Genomic DNA, 20,057 nt, shown 5'->3' with positions numbered 1-20,057 from the left:
CGCGCTCAGATCATGTTCGGCCATTTGCGCCTCGCCTCGGGCTCGCCCAGAAATCGAAGAAATTGAACCATTGATAAGGAGCCTTGCGGCAATAGTGTTCGAGACGCAGCGCATAGCGTTGCGCCCATGCGGCCAGATGCTGCGCGCGTTCGCGGCGCGGCAGCTCGATGCGCTCGGCGAACGGCTCGAAGTACATGCGATAGCCGTCGCGCTCTTTCAGACAGAAGAACAGATACACCGGGCAGCCGAGCGCATGCGCGAGCACGTACGGCCCTTGCGCGAACGGTGCGCTCGCGCCGAGGAATTGCGCGTCGGTGGTGCGGCCCGCTTCGCGCGCGGGCACGCGGTCGCCGACGATCACGAGCAGCTCGCCCGCCTCGATGCGCTGCTGCATCAGCACGGCGGTCTCGGGACCGAAATCGCCGACTTCGAGCAGATGCCGCGCGAAGTCGCGATTGGCCGACGCGAGCACCTCGTTGAAACGCCGCGCGTGTTCGGTATAGACCACCGCCGTGACTTTCGCGTGTGCGCCGCGCACGGCAAGCGCGCGCGTCATCTCGAGATTGCCGAGATGCGCGCCGATCACGAGCGCGCCCTTGCCGCTCGCGATCAATGCTTCGAATGCCGAAGGATCGTCGAAGCTGACGTCGGCCGCGTCGACGCGGCCGCTCCACGCGGCGAGCTTGTCGAAGCCCGACTGCGCGAACGCGAGCATGTGCCGATAGGCGGACAGCCAGCCCGGCTGCGGCGTGTCGGTATCGGCATCGGCGGACGATGCGGCCGCGCTCAGATGCCTGAAGTAGTTGGCCGACGCCTTGCGCGCAGCACGGCCCGTCAGCAGGAAATACGCGACGATCGGATGCAACCAGAGCGCAGTGAAGCGGCGGCCGAACAGCTTGCAGCTCAGCGCGAGCAGACTCATGCCGAGATGGCTGCCGCGTTCGGCGATGCGCCACCAGGCTTCGGGGGCGGCGGCTTGCGCGGGTTCGTCCGCGGGTTTGCGTGGCGAGTTGCCGGTGGGTTGGCCCGCCGCGTCACGCGCGGCGTTGGCGGTGTTGGCGGTGTCCGCGGCGTTGGCGGCAACTTTATCCGCCGCTTTGCCGTTCGCTTCCCCATCAGCCTCATCGACCAGCACACCACGGCGCGGCATCACCTTGTGCGCGAGCAGCATCGGCAAACGCCACAGCATGCCGAACACGAGCCGCGTATGGCTGCGGCTGATGCGCACGTTGTCCCACAACACGTCGAAATGCGACACGCCATCGGCGGCGTAAGTGACGCGCGTTGGAATCGAGCGGAATGCCGCGCGCCGCCAGTAGAGGCGCACGAGAATCTCAATGTCGAAGTCCATGCGCGTCGGCAGTCGCACGCTGTCGATCAGTTCGCAGGCGAGCGCAAGCGGATAGAGGCGAAAGCCGCACATCGAGTCGCGAATCGTCAGCGACAGCGTTTCGATCCACACCCATACGTGCGTCAGATAGCGCCCATAGAGACGCGCCTTCGGCACGCTGCCGTCATAGACCGGGCGGCCGAGAATCACGGCGCCCGGCGCGGTGCGCGCCGCGTCGATGAAGCGCGGCACGTCGGCGGCATCGTGCTGGCCGTCGGCGTCGATCTGCAAGGCGTGCGTGTAGCCTGCCGCGCGCGCGGCCCGCAAGCCCGCCATCACCGCCGCGCCCTTGCCGCCGTTGTGCGGCAGACGCAGCAGCGTAAGCCGCTCCGCGTACTGCCGCGCGAGCGCGGCGAGCACCTGTTGGGTCGGCTCGTCGCTGCCGTCATCGACGACGAAGATCGGCAGGCCATGCACCGCGAGATGCGCGACGGTCGCGCCGATCGCGTCCTTGTGGTTATAGATCGGAATGACGATGCAGGCCGCGATGCCCATCACGCATCCTCCCGATGCACGAGCACGCCCGCTGCGCATTCGCGGCCGTCGAGCCGGTAGGCGAACTGCACGCGCCGGCGCGCGGCGTCGTGCGTCAGCGTAAGCCCGAGCACCGCGCCCGGCGGGACCGGCGCCATGAACTTCAGACGCTCGACCGAGGCAAGCGCGCGCACCTTCGGCCAATGTCCGGCCGCAAGCCGCACGGCCCAGTCGATCTGCACGACGCCCGGCAGAATCGGCAGGCCCGGAAAGTGGCCGGCGAAATGCACGAGCGTGGGCGGCACGCGCAGTTCGTAGTGCAGCGTGTCACCGCTGCGCGTTTCGGCGAGCACTTCCATGCCCTCGGCGCGCGGCTCGAACGCGGCCGCCACCGCGCTCGCGGGCAGCTTGCCGCGCGCATCGAACGGCAGGCTCGCGCGAAAACGCCAGTGACGCGGCAGCACGACCGCATCGAAATAATCGGCAAGATGACGGCGCAGCGTTTTCGCGAACGCCACCCGGCCTTCCTCGCGCAAGGCCGCGCCGCCCGCCTCGCTCAACGCGACCACCGCGCCGACCCGTTCGCGCGAGGCGCCTTCGAGCGGCACGAGCGCCGCTTGCGCCACGTACGGATGCAGCACGAGACGCGCTTCCAGTTCCGGCAGCGAGACCCGCTTGCCGCCGAGCTTCAGCACACGGTCGAGACGGCCTTGCAGACGGAAACGGCCATCGGCATCGAAGGCAACGCGGTCGCCGGTGCGATGCCAGCCATCGTGATCGAGATGCGGCGAGCGCACGCACAGCGCGCCGTCGTCGCGCCGCACCTCGGCGCCCGCGACCGGCTGCCACGCGTCGCCGTGATCCTGACGACGCCACGCGATCCCGCCGGTTTCGGTGCTGCCGTAGATTTCGAGCGGCGCCGCGCCGTAGGCGGACGCATAGTGCTGCGCGGCGTCGGCCGCGAGCGGGCCGCCCGAGGAGAAGAACGCGCGCGGCGCCGGGGTCAGCGCGGCAAAGCCCGGCAACGCGGGCCAGCGCGACAATTGCGCGGGCGTCGAAACGAGCGCGGTCGCGCCGCACTGCGCGATGCGCTCCTGCAATTGCAGCGGCTCCGTGCCGATCGCACGGTCGAACGCGCGGCCGGCCGCGAGCGGCCACAGCACGCGAAACAGCAGCCCGTAGATGTGATGATGCGGCACGCTCGCAAGCATCGTCGCATCGCCGAGCAACGCGCCCCACTGCCGTTCGAGCGTCTGCACTTCGGCGTTGAACTGCGCGAGCGTCTTGCGGATCGGCTTCGGCGTGCCGCTGCTGCCGGATGTGTAGAGCGTGAGCGGCGCATGCGGATCGATCGGGCTGGCAGCATGCGTCGCGGCAGCATGAGTCGCGTCGCGCGCGGCGAACGGCGGCAGATCGGCGTCCGTCAGCATGAAGTCGTAGGCGTCCGCGAGATCGGCCAGATAGCCCGGCGTCGCGTTGGCCGGGATCACCGGCTCCTTGCCGCATGCGAAAAGCGCGAACAACGCGCAGGAGAAATCGAACGGGTCGTCGATGCACAGGGCGCAGCGCGGCGCCGCATGGGTCTCGGCAAGCGCGATCAGTGCCGCGACGCGCGCGCGAAACGCCGCGCGGTCGATGAGCGTCGCGCCGTCGCGGCACACCGGCGTATCGAGCGCGTCGGGCGTATCGGGCGCACTCGACGCGACGGCCGGAAGCAGATCGTGCAGCGCGATCATGCGGCCTCCGAACCCGCTCGCGCGGCGCGCGGCAACACGACGAGATAACGCCAGACGATCTCGCCGGCGAGCAGCAGGCCGATCAGCCCATAGGCAATCGCGCCGTTATAGAGCGACCAGTTCGCGCGGCTCCAGTACAGCGCCGTATACGCCGAAAACGCGCCGTTGGCGACGAAAAACGCACACCATACCTGGGTCACGCGCCGCGTATAGCGCACCGCGTCGGCCGGCAGGTTCGGATTGCCGAGCCGCGCGAATTTTTCGATCATCGAGGGCCCGCGCGCGAGCGTCGCGCCGAACGCGACGAGCAGCCCGAGATTGACGAGCGACGGATAGAGACGCAGCAACAGCTCGCTGTCGGTCACGACGATCGCCGCCGACGCGCAGGTGAGCAGTACGAGCACGCCCCAGTCGAGCGCGGAAAGCTGCCGCAGCGACAGCGCGAGCGGACCGCCGCCGGCCCAGCGCTGCAGCCACAGGATCGCGAGCAGCATGAAGCCGACGAGCCGTGGCGTGTCCCAATGCCATGCGCACAGGATCAGCACCGGATACGCGAGCATCAGCAGCCCCCGCACGACGGCCCTGCTCCAGTGAGTCCGCGTACCGGGCGCGGCGGACAACGACGGCGCCGTCTGCGATCGCGAGCGCGCGGCGGGCATCAGCCTTGCGCCGCGAGCAGCGACTCGACCGCGCCGATCACGTCGCCGACGGTGCGCACCGACTTGAATTCCTCGGGCTTGATACGGCGGCCGGTCATTTCCTGCAGCTTGATCGCGAGATCGACGGCGTCGATGCTGTCGAGATCGAGGTCTTCGAACAGATGCGCCTCGGGCGTCACGCGCTCGGGCTCGATCGCGAAGTTCTCCTTGAAGATCGCGCGGATGCGCTCAAGAATCTCAGTCTCGGTCACGGTTCATTCCCCTTTCCTGGTGGTTTCGTTCGCAGCCTGCGACGCTTCGCGCTGACTCTCGACGAGCGCGGCGAGCGTGCTGATCGAGCGGAAGTGTTCGCGCGTGCGTTCGTCGTTCGCCGCGATGGTTAGTTGGTATTGTTTGCGCAGCACGATGCCGATTTCGAGCGCGTCGATCGAATCGAGACCGATGCCGTCGGTGTCGAACAACGGGGCATCGTCGTCGATATCGGCGGGGCTCAGGTCTTCGAGATCGAGCGCTTCGATCAGAAGCTTTTTAATTTCCAGTTTTAAAGAATCCATAATCGAACAGGTGCTGGGTCATGTGGGCTTCGACGGCGCGCGTCACGCTGCGCGCCGCGAGGGCCGGGGTCGCGTCGTGCGCGGCAAGTTCGCCGACGCCGAGCGGCGCGAGCACGTTCACGCGCATCCGGAAAGCGCGCGCCGGCACGTCGTACCAGCGCATCTGCCGCGTGAACGCGGGCGGGTCGCAATCCATCAGCACCGGCACGATCGGCGCGCCGGCCTTCAGCGCCATATGCGCGAAGCCGCGCGAAAACGCGTGCAGCCGGTTCGGCGCAGGGCTGCGCGTGCCCTCGGGAAACACGATCATCGTGTAGCCGGCCGCAAGCTGGCGCGCACCCGCTTCGACGAGTTCGGTGGCGTCCGCGTTGCTCACGTATTCGGCCGCGTGCACGATGCCCCAGAAACACGGATTGCGCCAGTGCGCGTTCTTCACGACGCAACACGCGCGCGGCGTGAGCGAGAGCAGCACCATCACGTCGAGATAGGTCGGATGATTGGCGACGACGACGGCCGGGCCGCCCGCGCGCAGCGCGGCCGCGCCCGACGCTTCGAGTTCCATCACGCCGACGCCGCGCAGCACCGCGACGAGCGCGCGGAAAAACCAGTGGATCACGGCGGTCACGGCGCGCTGCCGCGACGCGCGATGCGGCCACAGCCACGCGAGCGGAAACACAAGCACCGAAAACAGCATGCCGCAGAGGCCGAACACGACGAAGGCCATGCCGGTCGCGCAAAGACGCCACAGGTAATCAAGCCGCGCGGTCATGCCATCTCCAGTGCCAGAGGGCGCCGGCCCGCTCCCAGCGCGCGGGCTGCCCGGTTTCGAGACAGTGCAGCAGCGCCTGGCTCTGGGTGGGGAAGCGGGTTGCGACGGTGTCGGCGGCGAGGGTGTTCGGGTTGGCAGGCGGGTTGTTAGCGGCGGCAGCGGCTTCGGCGGCAGCGTTGCCCGGGTTGGCGCCCAGGTTACTGGCCAGATTAGCGGTGGCCGCAGTTACGTTGGCCGCGGCGCCGTCAACCGGCGCGGACCGCGAGCCGGCCGCGCGGGACAGCGAGCATACGATGTGCCCGGCCGCCGCCGTGTCGTCGAGCAGCAGCGCGAGCGCGCCGCCTTGTACTTCGTCTTCGATCGTGCCGTAAGCGCGATCGGCCGGTTCGTCGGCGTAGACGAGCAGCACCGGCGAGTCGGGTTGCGTCGCGTATTGGGCATACGCTTCGAGCAGCGCATAGCCTAGCGTTTGCGCGCCGGCCGACACCGCGCTCGCGGCCGAGCGGTCGCCGCGCGCAATGCCGAAGACGCCGGTCATCGCATTGAGCACCGACAGGCTGAACGCGGTCGGCGAAACCGGTTCGCCGGCGCTGATGCTGCGCAGGATGTCGGTGGTGCGCCGCAATTCCCCGTGCCGCGACGCGAAAACCACGCGCACCGGCTCGCGCGCGACACAATCGTGCGCAACCTTGAGCGCGGCTTTGGACAGCGTGCTGAGACGCCGCCGCACGATCGGCTCGATAAAGCCGATATCGGGTGCGGCAGATGCGGTAGCCGGCCAGCTAGACCAGCGACCGACCGGAATGGTCCAGTGCAGATCGGGCATACGGTGTTCGCGCGTAGAAACGGGAAAAGGCTCAAGCGCCTGACGGAATATACAGCCGTCACAGCGTGTGGCGCCGCGCGGATCGGGATGTTTTCAGCCGGGATCGACCAATCTTCTTAGGGGGAATTCAGCGAATTATCGGCAATTGGCCCCGATTATTTAGGCGCCTTTGTCAATGGGTCTGCGAGATTGGCTCAGGCTCCTTTTGTCGCCGGAATCATACTGAATATTCTGGATTAAATCAGCCAGGAAAGACGTATCCATCTGTATCCGAGCCTTAAAACAACAAACTGTCAGACGAATTGACAAAAATGGCCGAAACGCTGCGGCGGGCCCGCCGGGAAGGCTTGCGCGCGGGGCCGGCGGCAATTTTCGGGGTGGCGGGCGAGACGGGAGCGGCGCCCTGCTTTCCGAAAATCGTTTGCGGCCTTTCCTGGCAATTGTTGCAAACCGCCACAGCCGGCGCCGTATGCGCGGCGCGGCATCCGCGCAACATCCGTGCAATATCCGTGCAATATCAGACCGGTATCAGTCCGGTATCGGCCCGATATCCGCGGTAAACGCACCGCCGGCTCTGTTATACTCCGGCCCTCATTGGGGAGTAGCCGCCTCGCAGCACGTCCGCACCGCGTTTCACCGGTGCGTCGCACGTGCGGTTCGCGAGGGCGCCTGTCAACAGACTTGGCCGTCACGGCCATGGCAGCCGCAGCCTCTGGCCTGGCGAGACCGATGATCCACACGCGCCGCAACAGGGCCCGGCGTGTCGTGGGTCGTCGCTCGTTCATGATTCGGCCCGAGGAATCCCTTCAAAGTGAATCAAGCCTTCCTTATTTCGACCGGTGCGGTCGCGCTCGCCGAAATCGGCGACAAGACGCAACTGCTCTCGCTCGTGCTCGCCGCCCGCTACCGCAAACCCGTGCCGATCATTCTCGGCGTGCTCGTCGCGACGCTGATCAATCACGCGGGCGCCGGCGCGCTCGGCGCGTGGCTCGGCTCGATGCTGACGCCGGCCATCATGCGCTGGGCGCTCGCCGCCTCGTTCATCGGCATGGGCTTGTGGATTCTCGTGCCCGACAAGCTCGACGACGAGGAAGCCAACACCAACCGCACGCACTTCGGCGTGTTCGGCGCGACGGTGGTCACGTTCTTCATCGCGGAAATGGGCGACAAGACGCAGATCGCGACGGTCGCCCTCGCCGCGCGCTTTCACGATTTCTTCAGCGTGGTGGCCGGCACGACGCTCGGCATGATGATCGCCAACGTGCCGGCGATTCTGCTCGGCGACCGCTTCGCGCATCGTCTGCCGACGAAGCTCGTGCACGGCATCGCGGCGGTGATGTTCGTCGTGCTCGGGGCGATGGCGCTGCTCGGGGTGGGGGTTTAGGCGGCAAAGCGAACGGCCCGGCGGATCACGCCTGCCGGGCCGTTTTTGCGTGGTTTTGCATGGTGCGCCGGGTGCCGGCGTACCGCGCGAGCGCGGCTTACTGCCCTGGCTTGGTGGCCGATGAGCCCGAGGTGCCCGACGCCGCCGCCGGCGCCGCAGCCGGCATCGACACCTCTGTCACCGCCATGCCGCCGTTGCCGACCGGAATCTTCACCGTATGCACGGCGCCGTTGCCGAGCGGAAAATCGGCGAGCGCGCTGCGCGCGAGATACGGCATCGCCCTGACCAGCGACGACTCGCCGCCGAAATTACGCGCGCTCACGTTGTAGACCTCCTTGCCGCTCGCGCGCTCGGTCATCCGGATGCCGAGCAGATGCGTGAAAACCGGGTAGCTCTGATTCACGTAAGCGGTCGGGAACGGTCCCCACGGCCCCCAGGGATCGAACGGCCGGCCCCAGTACGGACCGGGCCACGGGTTGTAATAGACCGGTTCCGCGACGGTCACGATGTCCGAGCGAATGCCGTAGGCGAGTTCGACCAGATAGCGCGCCTCGTTGCGAGGAACCTCGCGGAACGACTGCGCGGCCAGTTCGTTCGCGACGATCCGCTCGTACGCGGTCAGCTCCAGATTGTTCTGCTGATCCTCGTGTCGCGTGAACGCATAGGTGCGGGTCGCGTCGCTGCCGCTCCACGCGGAGAACGCCGTGACCTGGGTCGTCACATAGGTCGTGCAGCCGGCGAGCAGCAACGTCAGTGCCGCGAACAGCAGCATGATGCGGCGCGTCCATCGATCGGTGTTCATGGTCTACCTCGTGATGCGTCTGAAGTGCTGCAATTAAAACCGTGGATCGAGCGCGATTATTCCGTGCCGGTGGCGCGCTTCTTCGCGTGACCTCTTCGCGCGACCTGATCCGCCAAAGCGGATCGATGCCGGCCCGAGGCGCGGAACCCGCCGCCACGCGTTCACGGACCACACTGACCGCACGGACTGCCGCCGCGCGCAGCGCCCGATAATACGCTGACCTCGCCGGCCGGCAAAAGGTTCTTCCCGGCCAAGGCGCAACGAAGCCGGCGGCCCGCTATCGACGCCCGGCCAGGCCGCACAGTCAGGTCGTACCGCCAGGCTTCGAAGCTCGCCCCCGCATCGTTCCGCACAATCGCCCGAGGCTTTGTACAATGGCTCGACCAAGCCCGGCTCGCGCGCCCTGCGCGCGCCTGACCGCTCGAGTCCACCACCACAGAACGCCATGGCCGATACCGCAACGCCCAATGTGATCCGCCGCGCCGATTACGCGCCGCCCGCCTTCCTGATCGACACCGTCGCGCTCGAATTCGATCTGGTCCCCGAACGCACGGTCGTGAGGAATACGATGCGCGTGCGCCGCAACCCGGACGCAGCGCGCGCCGCGCATCTCGAACTGATGGGCGAGCAGCTCGAATTCGTCGGCGCCGAACTCGACGGCCAGCCGTTTTCCCATGCGCATCCGCACGAGCATGGCCTCGTGCTCGACGACGTGCCGGACAGCTTCGAGCTGACGCTGACCAGTATCTGCAATCCCGCGGACAACACCACGCTGTCGGGCCTGTACGTCTCGAGCGGCAACTTCTTCACGCAGTGCGAGGCCGAGGGCTTTCGCCGCATCACCTACTTCCTCGATCGCCCCGACGTGATGGCGAGCTTCACGGTCACACTGCGCGCGAGCAAGGCCGACTATCCGGTGCTGCTGTCGAACGGCAATCTGCTCGAAGCAGGCGAGTTGCCCGACGGCCGCCATTTCGCGCGCTGGGAAGACCCGTTCAAAAAGCCGAGCTACCTGTTCGCGCTCGTCGCGGGCAAGCTCGTCGCGCTCGAAGAACGCGTCAAGACCGGCTCGGGCAAGGAAAAGCTGCTGCAGGTGTGGGTCGAGCCGCACGATCTCGACAAGACCCGTCACGCGATGGACTCGCTGATCCACTCGATCCAATGGGACGAGGCGCGCTTCGGGCTCGAACTCGATCTGGACCGCTTCATGATCGTCGCGGTCAGCGACTTCAACATGGGCGCGATGGAGAACAAGGGGCTCAACATCTTCAACACGAAGTACGTGCTCGCGAACCCCGAAACCGCCACCGACACCGACTTCGCGAACATCGAGGCGGTGGTCGGCCACGAATACTTCCACAACTGGACCGGCAACCGCGTGACCTGCCGCGACTGGTTCCAGCTGAGCCTGAAGGAAGGGCTCACCGTGTTCCGCGACCAGGAGTTCTCGGCCGACATGGCGGGCGGCCAGACGGGCAGCAGCGACGAAGCCGCGCGCGCGACCAAGCGCATCGAGGACGTGCGCGTGCTGCGCCAGATGCAGTTCGCCGAGGACGCGGGCCCGATGGCGCATCCGGTGCGCCCGGAGAGCTACGTCGAGATCAACAACTTCTACACGATGACCGTCTACGAGAAAGGCTCGGAAGTCGTGCGGATGTATCAGACGCTGTTCGGCCGCGACGGTTTCCGCAAGGGCATGGACCTGTACTTCGCGCGCCACGACGGCCAGGCCGTGACCTGCGACGACTTCCGCCACGCGCTCGCCGACGCGAACGGCCGCGACCTCGCGCAGTTCGAGCGCTGGTATAGCCAGGCCGGCACGCCGCGCGTGTCGGCGCGCACCCGCTACGACGCCGCGCAGCAGCGCTACGCCGTGACGCTCAGGCAAGGTTACGGCGACGCCGCGCCGGCCGCGCGCGAAACGCAGAAGGGACCGCTGCTGATTCCGTTCGCGCTCGGCCTGATCGGCGCGGACGGCCATGATCTGCCGCTGCGGCTCGACGGCGAGGCGCAGGCGGCGGCATCGACCACGCGCGTACTCGAATTCACGCAGACCGAGCAGACCTTCACGTTCGTCGACGTCGCGCAGGAACCGCTGCCGTCGCTGCTGCGCAATTTCTCGGCGCCGGTCATCGTCGAATACGACTACACGGCCGAACAGCTCGCGTTCCTGCTCGCGCACGACAGCGATCCGTTCAACCGCTGGGAAGCCGGCCAGCGGCTCGCCACGCGCGAGTTGCTCGCGCTCGCCGCACGCGCGGCCACGGGCGCGGCGCTGCAACTCGACGACTCGGTGGTTGCCGCGTTCGCGCGCGTGCTGACCGACGAGACGCTGTCGCCGGCGTTCCGCGAACTCGCGCTGATGCTGCCGTCCGAAGCGTATCTGGCCGAGCAGATGGCCGAGTCGAACCCGGCCGCGGTTCATGCGGCGCGGCAGTTCGTGCGCAAGCGTCTTGCCAACGCGCTGCGCGACGACTGGCTGAAGGTGTACGAGCAGCATCGCACGCCGGGCGCGTATGAAGCGACGCCCGAGGCGGCCGGGCATCGCGCGTTGAAGAATCTCGCGCTCTCGTATCTCGCGGAACTCGACGATCCGGCGCAAGCCGTGCGCCTCGCGTCCGCGCAATACGACACCGCGAACAACATGACCGATCGCGCAGCCGCGCTCTCCGCGCTGCTCAACGCGGGCGCGCCGCAAGGCGGCAGCGCCGAGGCGCAGCACGCGCTCGACGACTTCTACCGGCGCTTCGAGAAGGAGCCGCTCGTCATCGACAAGTGGTTCGCGTTGCAGGCGACGCAGCGCGGCAGCGCGCAGCATCCGGTCATCGACACGGTGCGCAGGCTGATGACGCACCCGGCCTTCACGCTGAAGAACCCGAACCGCGCGCGCGCGCTGATCTTCAGCTTCTGCGCGGCGAACCCCGCGCAGTTCCACGCCGAAGACGGCTCGGGCTACGCGTTCTGGGCCGACCAGGTAATCGCGCTCGACGCGCTCAATCCGCAGGTGGCCGCACGCCTCGCGCGCTCGCTCGAACTGTGGCGCCGCTTCACGCCGGCGCTGCGCGACAGCATGCGCGCGGCGCTCGAAAAAGTGGCCGCGCAGGTGAAATCGCGCGACGTGCGCGAGATCGTCGAGAAGGCGCTGGCGTAATGCCTCGCTGAGTTTCACACCGCACCGAAAAGCCGGCACGCGTTGCCGGCTTTTTTTCGTCTGGCGGTGGCGACATTAGCCATCTGGCCGACTGTTCATGCCTCGTTCGCAAGGAGAAAGTATACGCCTCGGTTTAATTATTTACATTTAACGTGACGCGTTATATCATCCATGATACTGACATTCGCCGACAAGGCCACCGCGAGAATCTTCCAGGGCAAGTTCGTGCATTCGCTGCCGCATCACATCCAGGCGCTCGCCTATCGCAAGCTGCTGATGATCGACGCCGCAAGCTCCATCGCGAATTTGCACGCGCCGCCCGGCAACCGGCTCGAAGCCTTGCAGGGCCTGCGCAGCGGGCAATGGAGCATTCGCATCAATGCGCAATGGCGCATTTGCTTTCATTTCGTGGGCGAAGACGCGCTGAATGTCGAGATCGTCGACTATCACTGACTATTGGGAGACCGACATGGTCATCAAACGCTCCGCGCTCAACAGCATCGATTTCTCGGACGTCGATACGGGCGAGGTCATTGCCGAGATCCATCCCGGCGAGATTCTACGCAGCGAGTTTCTCGAGCCGCTCGGCATGTCCGTCAACGCGCTCGCGCTCGCGCTGCGAGTGCCGGCGCCGCGCGTCAACGACGTCGTGCGCGGCCGCCGCGCGATCTCCGCCGATACTGCGCTGCGGCTCGAGCGCTACTTCGGCGCCAGCGCGCCATTCTGGCTCAATCTGCAAATCGCCTACGACCTGCGCGTCGCCACCGCCGCCGCGGGCGAGCAGATCGCGCGCGAGATCGAACCGCTGCCGCGCGCCGAGCGCCCGAAAATGCCGAGCGTGCCGGCCGGCCACGCGCGGGCCGCGGCGCTCGCGGCGAGCGTCAGCGGCAACGCCGCCGGCAAGGCGCGCCGCAAGGGCTGAAGGCTGCCGCGCCATACGTGCGGCAAACGATGCCACGCCGCACCACACGGCGTCGCACGCCTCAGCACAGCAAATGCATGGAGCCGACACAACGAACGGTTAAAATCCCGATATTCCTCTAGCCTCCCCGGAGTACAGCAATGTCTTTGCAACGTCGTACCACTCTCACGAAGTACCTGATCGAGCAGCAGCGCGAAACCAACAACCTGCCTGCCGACCTGCGCCTCCTGATCGAAGTCGTTGCGCGTGCCTGCAAGGCGATCAGCTACCACGTCAGCAAAGGCGCGCTCGGCGATGCGCTCGGCTCGGCGGGCAGCGAAAACGTCCAGGGCGAGGTGCAGAAGAAGCTCGACATCCTCTCGAACGAAATCCTGCTCGAAGCCAACGAATGGGGCGGCAACCTGGCTGGCATGGCGTCCGAGGAAATGGAGCAGTTCTTCCCGATCCCGGCCAACTATCCGAAGGGCGAATACCTGCTCGTGTTCGATCCGCTCGACGGCTCGTCGAACATCGACGTCAACGTGTCGATCGGCACGATCTTCTCGGTACTGCGCTGCCCGGACGGCCATCAGGCCACCGAGCAGTCGTTCCTGCAACCGGGCACGCAGCAGGTCGCCGCGGGCTATGCGGTGTACGGCCCGCAAACCGTGCTCGTGCTGACCACCGGCAACGGCGTGAACTGCTTCACGCTCGATCGCGAACTCGGCTCGTGGGTGCTCACGCAAAGCGACATGCGCATTCCGGTCGAAACGCGCGAGTACGCGATCAACGCCTCGAACGAGCGTCACTGGTATCCGCCGGTTCAGCAGTACATCGGCGAACTGAAGGCCGGCAAGGAAGGTTCGCGCCAGGCCGACTTCAACATGCGCTGGATCGCATCGATGGTCGCCGACGTGCATCGCATCCTCAATCGCGGCGGCGTCTTCATGTACCCGGCCGACAAGCGCACGCCGGACAAGCCGGGCAAATTGCGTCTGATGTACGAAGCGAATCCGATGGCGTTCATCGTCGAGCAGGCCGGCGGCGCCGCGACCAATGGCGAAAAGCGCATCCTCGACATTCAGCCGAAGAGCCTGCATGAGCGCGTCGCGGTGTTCCTCGGTTCGAAGAACGAGGTCGATCGCGTGACCCGCTATCACCTCGAAGCGAAAAAGTGATCTCGAAATAAAAAAATGCGCCGAGGGGCTTGCCAAAGCACCAAAGTAATCCCTATAATCTCTTTTCTCCTGATGCCGGAATAGCTCAGACGGTAGAGCAGCGCATTCGTAATGCGAAGGTCGGGGGTTCGATTCCTCTTTCCGGCACCAAGTAATACCGCTGGAAGCCTTACCCAGTAAGGCTTCCAGCCCAAACCCTCCATAACGGGACATAACGCAGAATAACGCGATAACGCTCCCGGTTTTCCCAAGATTTTCCCAGTCTTCCTCGCTCGACGTGTTGACGGCCTTGTTCCCCGGTACCGCTGTACTGAACGTGGATCAGGTCGCCGTCGCGTTGGGAAAAAACGGGAAAGCCGGCGCGCAGTCGGTACGCAATCAACTGGCGAGCGGTACGTTCCCCATCCCCGGTCGCAAGGTCGGTAGTTCGTGGGTGTGGAGCATCGCCAGGGTCGCCGACTGGCTGGACGGTGTGGAGCCGGACGCAAAACCGGCGCCGTCCGCCGTCACTGCCCCCGCCGTTTCCCGTTCCCGCTCTGCCCCTCCTCCGCCGCCGCCGAAACGTCGTGGTCGTCCGACGAACGCCGAACGGTTGCGCCGGCAGCAAGGCTTGGCGTTCAGCGCGATGGTGTCGGACGCGCTGGACCGCTGGCTCGTCGCCGAGCAACAACGCCAAGCCGGCGTGCTCGGCGATGCGGCGGACGAAGCCGCGCCCGACCTGCCACCGTACCAGCGTCGGCGCAGCACGCCGTAAAACAAACGGGGCCGATCGGCCCCGTTGTCGTTTTACATGCTGATGCCTCGGCCGCGCCGCTGCTGTTGCTGCGCCGGGTGCTCGATTTCGTGCACCCGGCCTCGCTGCTGCGCCTGCTGTTTCTCGCGTTCGACGGCCTGGCGCTTCTCCGCGACGGCCTCGGCCACGGCTTTCAGGTCGGCCTCGCGCCTCGCGGTCGCTTGGGCCTCGGCCTGTACCTTCTGCGCGTGCTCGGCCGCCCGGGCCTGCTCGACTGCGTGCTGCTTCTGCTGCTCGGCCTGCTGGAGCCGTTGATCGCGCTCGATCCCTTCGCGGTTCTGCAACGACGCGGCCCGATCCAGCGCCTGCGCGGCCACGCGCTGCGCGCCGTCGATCTTGCCGGTGAAGGTTTGCACGTTGGTCGTGGTGCCGTACACCGCGCCGTGCGCCGGGTTCGTGAGCACGTTGCTCACCGCTTGCGGCTTGTCCTTCTCGGTGACGTACGCCAGCACCTCGGTACGGTTCAGGGCGGCGGCCTTGTCGTGCGTCGTCGCGTAGGCGTGGGTCATGTACGCCAGCGCCCGGTCGTTGACCGTGAACATGCGCCCGTCGTCCTTCGCGTTCGTGCTCTCGACCTCCAGCACCGCCGACACGCCCTTGTCGCGGTCGGTTTCGAGTCCGCGAACGCGGTACGTCGCCTGCGCGGGCTCTTCCAGGCGCTCTTTCAGGTTGAACGACGACGCGCCCTTCTCGCTTCGCAGTACCAGGCGCTCGCCGTCGGCGAGGGCCAGCGGGCTCTTGCTGGTCGGGTTCGCCACCACGTCCTGCGCGCCCAGCAGGTTCGCCTCGCGCAGCGCGTCGCGCACGGCGTTGTTGACCTGGCGCACGTCGGCGACGTTCCCGGCGGTGGCGATCTTGTTCCGGTCGTGCTGCTGGCTCTCCACGTAGGCTTGGCCCAGCGCTTTCAACGCCTCGGGTTTGCGCTCCGCGTGAACCACCGCGACCGGCGCCCGATCGCCGCGGTCCGTGACGGAATGCAGGGCCGCTTGCGCGCGCTCGGTGGTGTCCGTCCGGTTGTGCAAGGTCTGGCCGATCGTCGTACCCGTGGCGCTGAACGCCTGGCCGGTGCCACGCAGCACCACGGCGTCGGCTGCAGCCTGCACCTTGCGCAGGTCGTCCAGTTTGATGCGACCATCTTCGGCGGCCATGACCTGCACGGTTTTACCAGCGGCCAGTTGCTCGGCCTTGAAGAGCGGCATGGCGTGCGCGTGCTCGACGCCCGCGCCGTTCGTGAGCACGATGTCCTTGCCGTGGTCCGGGTGCTTCTCGTTCGCGCCGATCACGCGGGCGTGGATTTCCGGCTGCTCGCCGCCTTTGACGTTGAGGACCGCCAGGCGCACGCTCGCCGGATCGGTCAAGCCGTGCGTCACCGCGGCGGCCTTCGGGCTGTTGAACGCCAGCACGTCGCCCTCGGCGACGTCCAGCGACAAGGTTTTGGTCTTGGCGTTCAGAGCCTCGGCTCGCTGCGCGGTGTCGCGGTCGAACGCTTCGCGTTGCACGGCGTCGTGCTTTGCGAAGTCGTGCGCCGTGGCCGTCCAGCCGTTGCGCGTCGTGAGCATGGTCTGGCCCGGATGCTCCGGGTCGGTCACTTGTACCGCTTCTCCGCCGCCCTTGCGCAGTTCGACCGTGGCGCCGATCGCCAAGCCCGCGCGCTCGATCGCGCTCGGTACGTCCACGCCGTGAACGTAGTGGGTCTGGCCGTCGCGCCCGCGGATGAGCGCATAGGGCGACATGCTTTTCGGATCGGCGGGGTCGTACAGGCGGCGGCCGGTTTCCTCCAGCGTGCCACGGTAGTACCGCTCGGCCCCGCGGCTCTGCACGTCCGCCTCCGGCGTGAACGTTGAGCCGTCGATCATGGCGCCACGCGTCACGGTCAAGGTCACGTCCGCGCCCCGAATGCGGCCGTCTTGCCTCAACCGCTCGCGGATCGCGGCGTTGAGCGCCTGGGAGTCGCCCGCGCTCGCCACGGCGCTCAACGTGTTGGAGTCGCCGGCCCGCTTGGCGTGCTCGTCGGCCATCGCCGCGATCACGTCGCGGCGGGCGTCGTGTGCCGTCGCCCGGACGCGCAGGTTGAACGTCGCCAGCGTCGCCTCGGCGTGCGCCGCCACCTCGTCGCGCTTGGCCTGCGCGGCGGCGGCTTGATCGGCGAGCCGCTGCTGGGTGCCGGCGTTCAGCACGGTCTTGTCGCGCAGCACGTCCTCCGCCAAGAGTTTCAGGTTGTCCTTCTCGATCGCCTTCACAAGGCTCCCGATGTCCTCCTCGTTGCCCACGATGGTCATGCGGTCTTTGTGCCGCGTGAGCGCGGGGACCAGTTTCTGGTGGTCGTTCATCCCGGCGGCGTATACGAACGCGGCCTCTTTCGACTGGCCTTGGGCGCTGAAGTTGGTGCCCGCGTAACCCAGTTGGAAATGCTGGTAATCGCACGTGCGCACATCGACCAGCCGACGATCGCCGCGGGCGTTGGTGTCGTCGGGCAGGTCCGAGAGGATTCTGAGCGTGAGGATTTTGTCGCCCGGATGCTTCGGGTCGTCCAGCCAGCCCACGATTTCCGCTTTGGTGCCGTTCTGCACGCCGAGTTCGCTCAACCGGAACTTCAACGCGTCGGCGTCGCGCTCGGCCAGCAGTTGTGCAAGGGATTTCCTGATGCCCGTCTTGACGCCCTTGCTCTTGACCTCGATCGTTTCGTCGGGGCTCTTGCGCGCCTCGGCGATCTGCTTGTCGAAATACTGCTGCTGCCGCCGGTGTTTTTCGATTTCCTCCGACGTGTGGCGAAACTGCTGCTCGTGGAGCCGCACGTCCCGGTCTTGGAACGCCTTCTCGGCCGCGAGCCGCTTGGCCTCGATCTTGGCGGCCTTCGTGGGGTTCCCCGCCGCCTCCGCCGCCTTGATCTTGCGCTTGAAGGTCACGTTGGCGTTTTCGTAGGCGTTCCGGTTGGTCGCCCGCTGGTCCTTGATCGCCTTGCGGGCTCGGTCGTTTTCGATGTACTCCTTCGTCACCGATCCCAAGCGCAGCAGGTCGCCCCCGCCCAGCACCTGTTGCTGCCGGCCCATCTTGTTGTTGTGCTTGTAGGCCAACACCGTGAAGTCCGCGCCGACCTCGCCGCGTTGCTGGCGCAGATCACGCACGGCCTGGTTCAACGCATCAGCGTCGGCGTTCTCACCGGCCAACATCACCTTTTGGTGCAACCCCAACGGTACCGGCTTGCCGTCCCGGATGACGGTTTCCCCGGTCTTCCAGTCGATCTTTGCCGCGTCCACGTATCGCCGCGCGAGCGTTTCGATTTCGGCGCGGTAGCCCTTATCGACCACCTCGATCATGCCTTCGGCCTTCAAGGCGTCCACGGCCGCCTGGCCTTTTTTGGCGTACAGCAGGTTGGAAATGGCCTTGTGACTGCGGATGTCCTTGCCGTTGGCGTCTTGGCCCACGACGAGGCCGGCCCGTTGCCGGTTGATGTTGGTCATCTCCGTGACCGGCGCGCCAGCGCGGACCGCGGCGTTCTGCGCACCGCCCACACCGATCGCCTGCTGCTGGTGCTCGTCGTCGCCCATGAGTACGAACTTGCCGCCCACGGCGTCCACCGCCGCCTGAAGTTTGCGGCCGGTGAGCACGTCCAGCGTGCCGCCTTCGTCCACGAGCACCACGGCGCCTTGCGCCATTTCGATTGTCCCCATTTCGAGTTTCGCCAAGAACGAGGCGACCGACAAACCTTTCACGCCGGACTCGCTTTCGAGCATCGTTGCGGCGGTCCACGCCTGGCCCAAGCCGTACACCTCACGGCCCTCGGCTTTCCATGCGTCGGTCATCGCACCGATGGAGAACGATTTGCCGGTGCCCGCCCAGCCCCGCAGCACCACGGTGCCGCCGGGGCCGGCGAGCATACGGGCGGCGGCCTTCTGCTCGTCCGACATTTTGATCGGCTCGGCGTCGGGGCCGTTCTTGCGGACCATCTCCGCGCTCTTCTTCGCCTCGTAGGCGGCGAGGTACCCCTCGATGTCGCCGGTGAGCGCGGTGCGGGCGTCGGTCGCCCGGTCGCGCACGCTCTGCATGAACGCCTGCTCTTGCCCGACGTACAGACCGGACGAGTAGGTGAGCAGGCCGGCCTTCTCGATGGCAGCGTAACGCTCCAGGTTGTTGCGCTGCATGAACTGGTCGATCAGCGCCTCTTGCGCCTGCGCGGTCGCCGGGAACAACGGACCGTGTTCCTTGGCGAGTTCGCCCAGCATGTCTACGCGCGAAAAGTTGATGCCGAACCGTTTGTGCAGGTTCTCGAGGATCGTGTCGTCGTGGCGCGGCCCGAGCCCGATGTGCGCCGATTGGCGCAACAAATCGTCGGGTGCGACCATGCGACCGTGGGCCACAAGGGCGCCGATCTGGCGCTCCCACAAGCCGCCCGGGGCGATCAGTTCCTCGTACGCCGGCTCGTTGTCCTTGCTCGCGCGGGTCTGGTAGAACGCATCGCTCACCTTCATGCCTTTGTCGGCCGCGCGCTTCAGCGCCTCGGCCTGGCGGTCCGACGAGAGGTCGAGCGCCATTTGGGAGAAACCGACGATGCGGTAGTCGATCTGGCCGGTTTCGTTGCCCAGCGCGTCGCGCTCGATCACCTTCTCGTACCGGAAGAGGTCCATCAGTTCGCGGGCCGTGGTCGCTTTGTAGACCATGTCCGCCGCGTATTGCAGGTTCCGGTTGTACAGGTCGCGGTCGTTCAGCGCCGTCACCTTGCCTTGCGGCGTGCCGTCGTCGGCCAGCGCGGCGTTCAGCAGCATGATGTGCACGTGCAGGTTGGCCTGGTGCTCGCCGTACACGTTGTTCATGCCGGCGATGGGCGTTTCCGGCGCGTTCGCGTCGGGCGTCTTCGCGGTCTTACCCAACACCGGACGCGCGGTCCAGTGCTGGTGCGTCGTGTAGAGCAGGCCGCGCGTCTCGACCGGCTGGTTGCCGATGCGGCTTTCGGTGTAACGGCGGATCAGGTCCATCGCCTCGCTCACGCCCTTGTCGCTCGCGTTGAGCATCCGGGCGCGCACGTGCTCGGACGAGGCGGCGTAGGCCAGGCTGAAGTCCTTGCCGTTGGAGAGGACCATCGCGTGGCCGACCTTGTGCGCGGGCGTCGTCACCTTGCCGTCCGGCCCGGTCACGTCGTCGAGCACCCCGGCGTTCGGTACGTCGTTCAGGCCGTTGCCCATGTAGCCCTGCGCGTGCTTCCACAACGTGGTGCGATCGACCGGCTGCCCCTCGATGCCGAGCGCCTTCGCGAGGTCGCCGCGCCAGGCGCTGGTGTTCTGCTCCGTGCCATCGAGCAGGTAGCCCGGCTGCTGCTCCTGCCCTTCGTACAGGTAGTCGAGCATGTTGACGCCGGGCTTCCCGCGCTTGCCCTTCGTTGCGCCTCGGCTATCGAGCGGTTCGATCACGACCATGTGGGTCTCCGTTAACGAAAACGGCCCGT

At 66.7% G+C, this 20,057-nt stretch carries 16 protein-coding genes, 1 tRNA gene and 1 riboswitch; of the genes, 8 read left to right on the top strand and 9 right to left on the bottom strand.

All coding sequences use genetic code 11. From position 1 onward, the window contains the following. Positions 1-10: 10 nt before the first annotated feature. From F3J19_RS32750 to F3J19_RS23435, 7 genes are read right to left on the bottom strand one after another with little or no spacing between them, the layout of a single operon-like run. Positions 11-1,885, bottom strand: a complete 1,875-nt coding sequence (locus F3J19_RS32750; protein WP_240159184.1) for a glycosyltransferase family 2 protein — start codon at positions 1,883-1,885, stop codon at positions 11-13. Continuing rightward, complete coding sequence (locus F3J19_RS23460) at positions 1,885-3,600, bottom strand: AMP-binding protein (RefSeq protein WP_167046776.1); 1,716 nt, start codon at positions 3,598-3,600, stop codon at positions 1,885-1,887. The genes F3J19_RS32750 and F3J19_RS23460 overlap by 1 nt, the downstream gene beginning before the upstream one ends. Beyond that, positions 3,597-4,259, bottom strand: coding sequence for a hypothetical protein (locus tag F3J19_RS23455; protein WP_167046773.1), 663 nt, complete (start codon positions 4,257-4,259; stop codon positions 3,597-3,599). Before F3J19_RS23455 ends, F3J19_RS23460 begins: the two co-directional genes overlap by 4 nt. After that, entirely contained in the window at positions 4,259-4,510 is a 252-nt protein-coding gene (locus tag F3J19_RS23450) for an acyl carrier protein (protein WP_167046770.1), read from the bottom strand. Before F3J19_RS23450 ends, F3J19_RS23455 begins: the two co-directional genes overlap by 1 nt. A gap of 3 nt (positions 4,511-4,513) precedes the next feature. Next, the gene (locus F3J19_RS23445) at positions 4,514-4,813 is read right to left on the bottom strand and encodes a phosphopantetheine-binding protein (protein ID WP_167046768.1); all 300 of its coding nucleotides are present in this window, start codon (positions 4,811-4,813) and stop codon (positions 4,514-4,516) included. Then, entirely contained in the window at positions 4,788-5,582 is a 795-nt protein-coding gene (locus tag F3J19_RS23440; RefSeq protein ID WP_167046765.1) for a lysophospholipid acyltransferase family protein, read from the bottom strand. The genes F3J19_RS23445 and F3J19_RS23440 overlap by 26 nt, the downstream gene beginning before the upstream one ends. Next, positions 5,566-6,408, bottom strand: coding sequence for a beta-ketoacyl synthase chain length factor (locus tag F3J19_RS23435; protein ID WP_167046763.1), 843 nt, complete (start codon positions 6,406-6,408; stop codon positions 5,566-5,568). Before F3J19_RS23435 ends, F3J19_RS23440 begins: the two co-directional genes overlap by 17 nt. Positions 6,409-6,719: 311 nt before the next feature. Here F3J19_RS23435 and F3J19_RS23430 point away from each other — a divergent pair, with 311 nt between their 5' ends. Beyond that, positions 6,720-6,968, top strand: a complete 249-nt coding sequence (locus tag F3J19_RS23430; RefSeq protein WP_167046760.1) for a hypothetical protein — start codon at positions 6,720-6,722, stop codon at positions 6,966-6,968. Between the two features lie 24 nt (positions 6,969-6,992). Then, positions 6,993-7,207, top strand: a riboswitch (yybP-ykoY riboswitch). Between the two features lie 12 nt (positions 7,208-7,219). Beyond that, on the top strand, positions 7,220-7,792 hold the full coding sequence (locus tag F3J19_RS23425; protein ID WP_167046757.1) for a TMEM165/GDT1 family protein: 573 nt from the start codon (positions 7,220-7,222) through the stop codon (positions 7,790-7,792). A 97-nt stretch (positions 7,793-7,889) separates the two neighbouring features. Here F3J19_RS23425 and F3J19_RS23420 read toward each other — a convergent pair whose 3' ends face one another. After that, positions 7,890-8,594: a DUF4136 domain-containing protein gene (locus tag F3J19_RS23420; protein WP_167046754.1), complete on the bottom strand. Its 705-nt coding sequence runs from the start codon at positions 8,592-8,594 to the stop codon at positions 7,890-7,892. A gap of 445 nt (positions 8,595-9,039) precedes the next feature. On the opposite strand from F3J19_RS23420, the gene pepN reads away from it, so the two are divergent. The 6 genes from pepN to F3J19_RS23390 all read left to right on the top strand — a co-directional run bounded on the left by pepN (position 9,040) and on the right by F3J19_RS23390 (position 14,578). After that, entirely contained in the window at positions 9,040-11,745 is a 2,706-nt protein-coding gene (gene pepN / locus F3J19_RS23415) for an aminopeptidase N (RefSeq protein ID WP_167046751.1), read from the top strand. Between the two features lie 171 nt (positions 11,746-11,916). Next, positions 11,917-12,198, top strand: coding sequence for a type II toxin-antitoxin system RelE/ParE family toxin (locus tag F3J19_RS23410; protein WP_167046748.1), 282 nt, complete (start codon positions 11,917-11,919; stop codon positions 12,196-12,198). 16 nt (positions 12,199-12,214) lie between these two features. Continuing rightward, entirely contained in the window at positions 12,215-12,667 is a 453-nt protein-coding gene (locus F3J19_RS23405) for a HigA family addiction module antitoxin (RefSeq protein ID WP_167046745.1), read from the top strand. A 140-nt stretch (positions 12,668-12,807) separates the two neighbouring features. Beyond that, on the top strand, positions 12,808-13,824 hold the full coding sequence (locus F3J19_RS23400) for a class 1 fructose-bisphosphatase (protein WP_167046742.1): 1,017 nt from the start codon (positions 12,808-12,810) through the stop codon (positions 13,822-13,824). A 74-nt stretch (positions 13,825-13,898) separates the two neighbouring features. Next, positions 13,899-13,974: transfer RNA gene (locus F3J19_RS23395), tRNA-Thr, on the top strand. Positions 13,975-14,140: 166 nt separating this feature from the next. Further along, positions 14,141-14,578 carry a hypothetical protein gene (locus F3J19_RS23390; protein WP_167046739.1) on the top strand — a complete coding sequence of 146 codons (438 nt, stop codon included), beginning with the start codon at positions 14,141-14,143 and terminating at the stop codon, positions 14,576-14,578. 32 nt (positions 14,579-14,610) lie between these two features. Here the strand turns inward: F3J19_RS23390 and F3J19_RS23385 are convergent, their stop codons facing one another. Then, positions 14,611-20,028: an AAA family ATPase gene (locus F3J19_RS23385; protein WP_167046736.1), complete on the bottom strand. Its 5,418-nt coding sequence runs from the start codon at positions 20,026-20,028 to the stop codon at positions 14,611-14,613. Between the last annotated feature and the right edge of the window lie 29 nt (positions 20,029-20,057).

Origin of the sequence: Burkholderia sp. Ax-1724, assembly GCF_011752995.1 — a bacterium.
GTDB lineage: Bacteria > Pseudomonadota > Gammaproteobacteria > Burkholderiales > Burkholderiaceae > Paraburkholderia.
The sequence above is the reverse complement of the archived record's forward strand: the minus strand, read 5'-3'. Positions and strand labels throughout refer to the sequence as shown.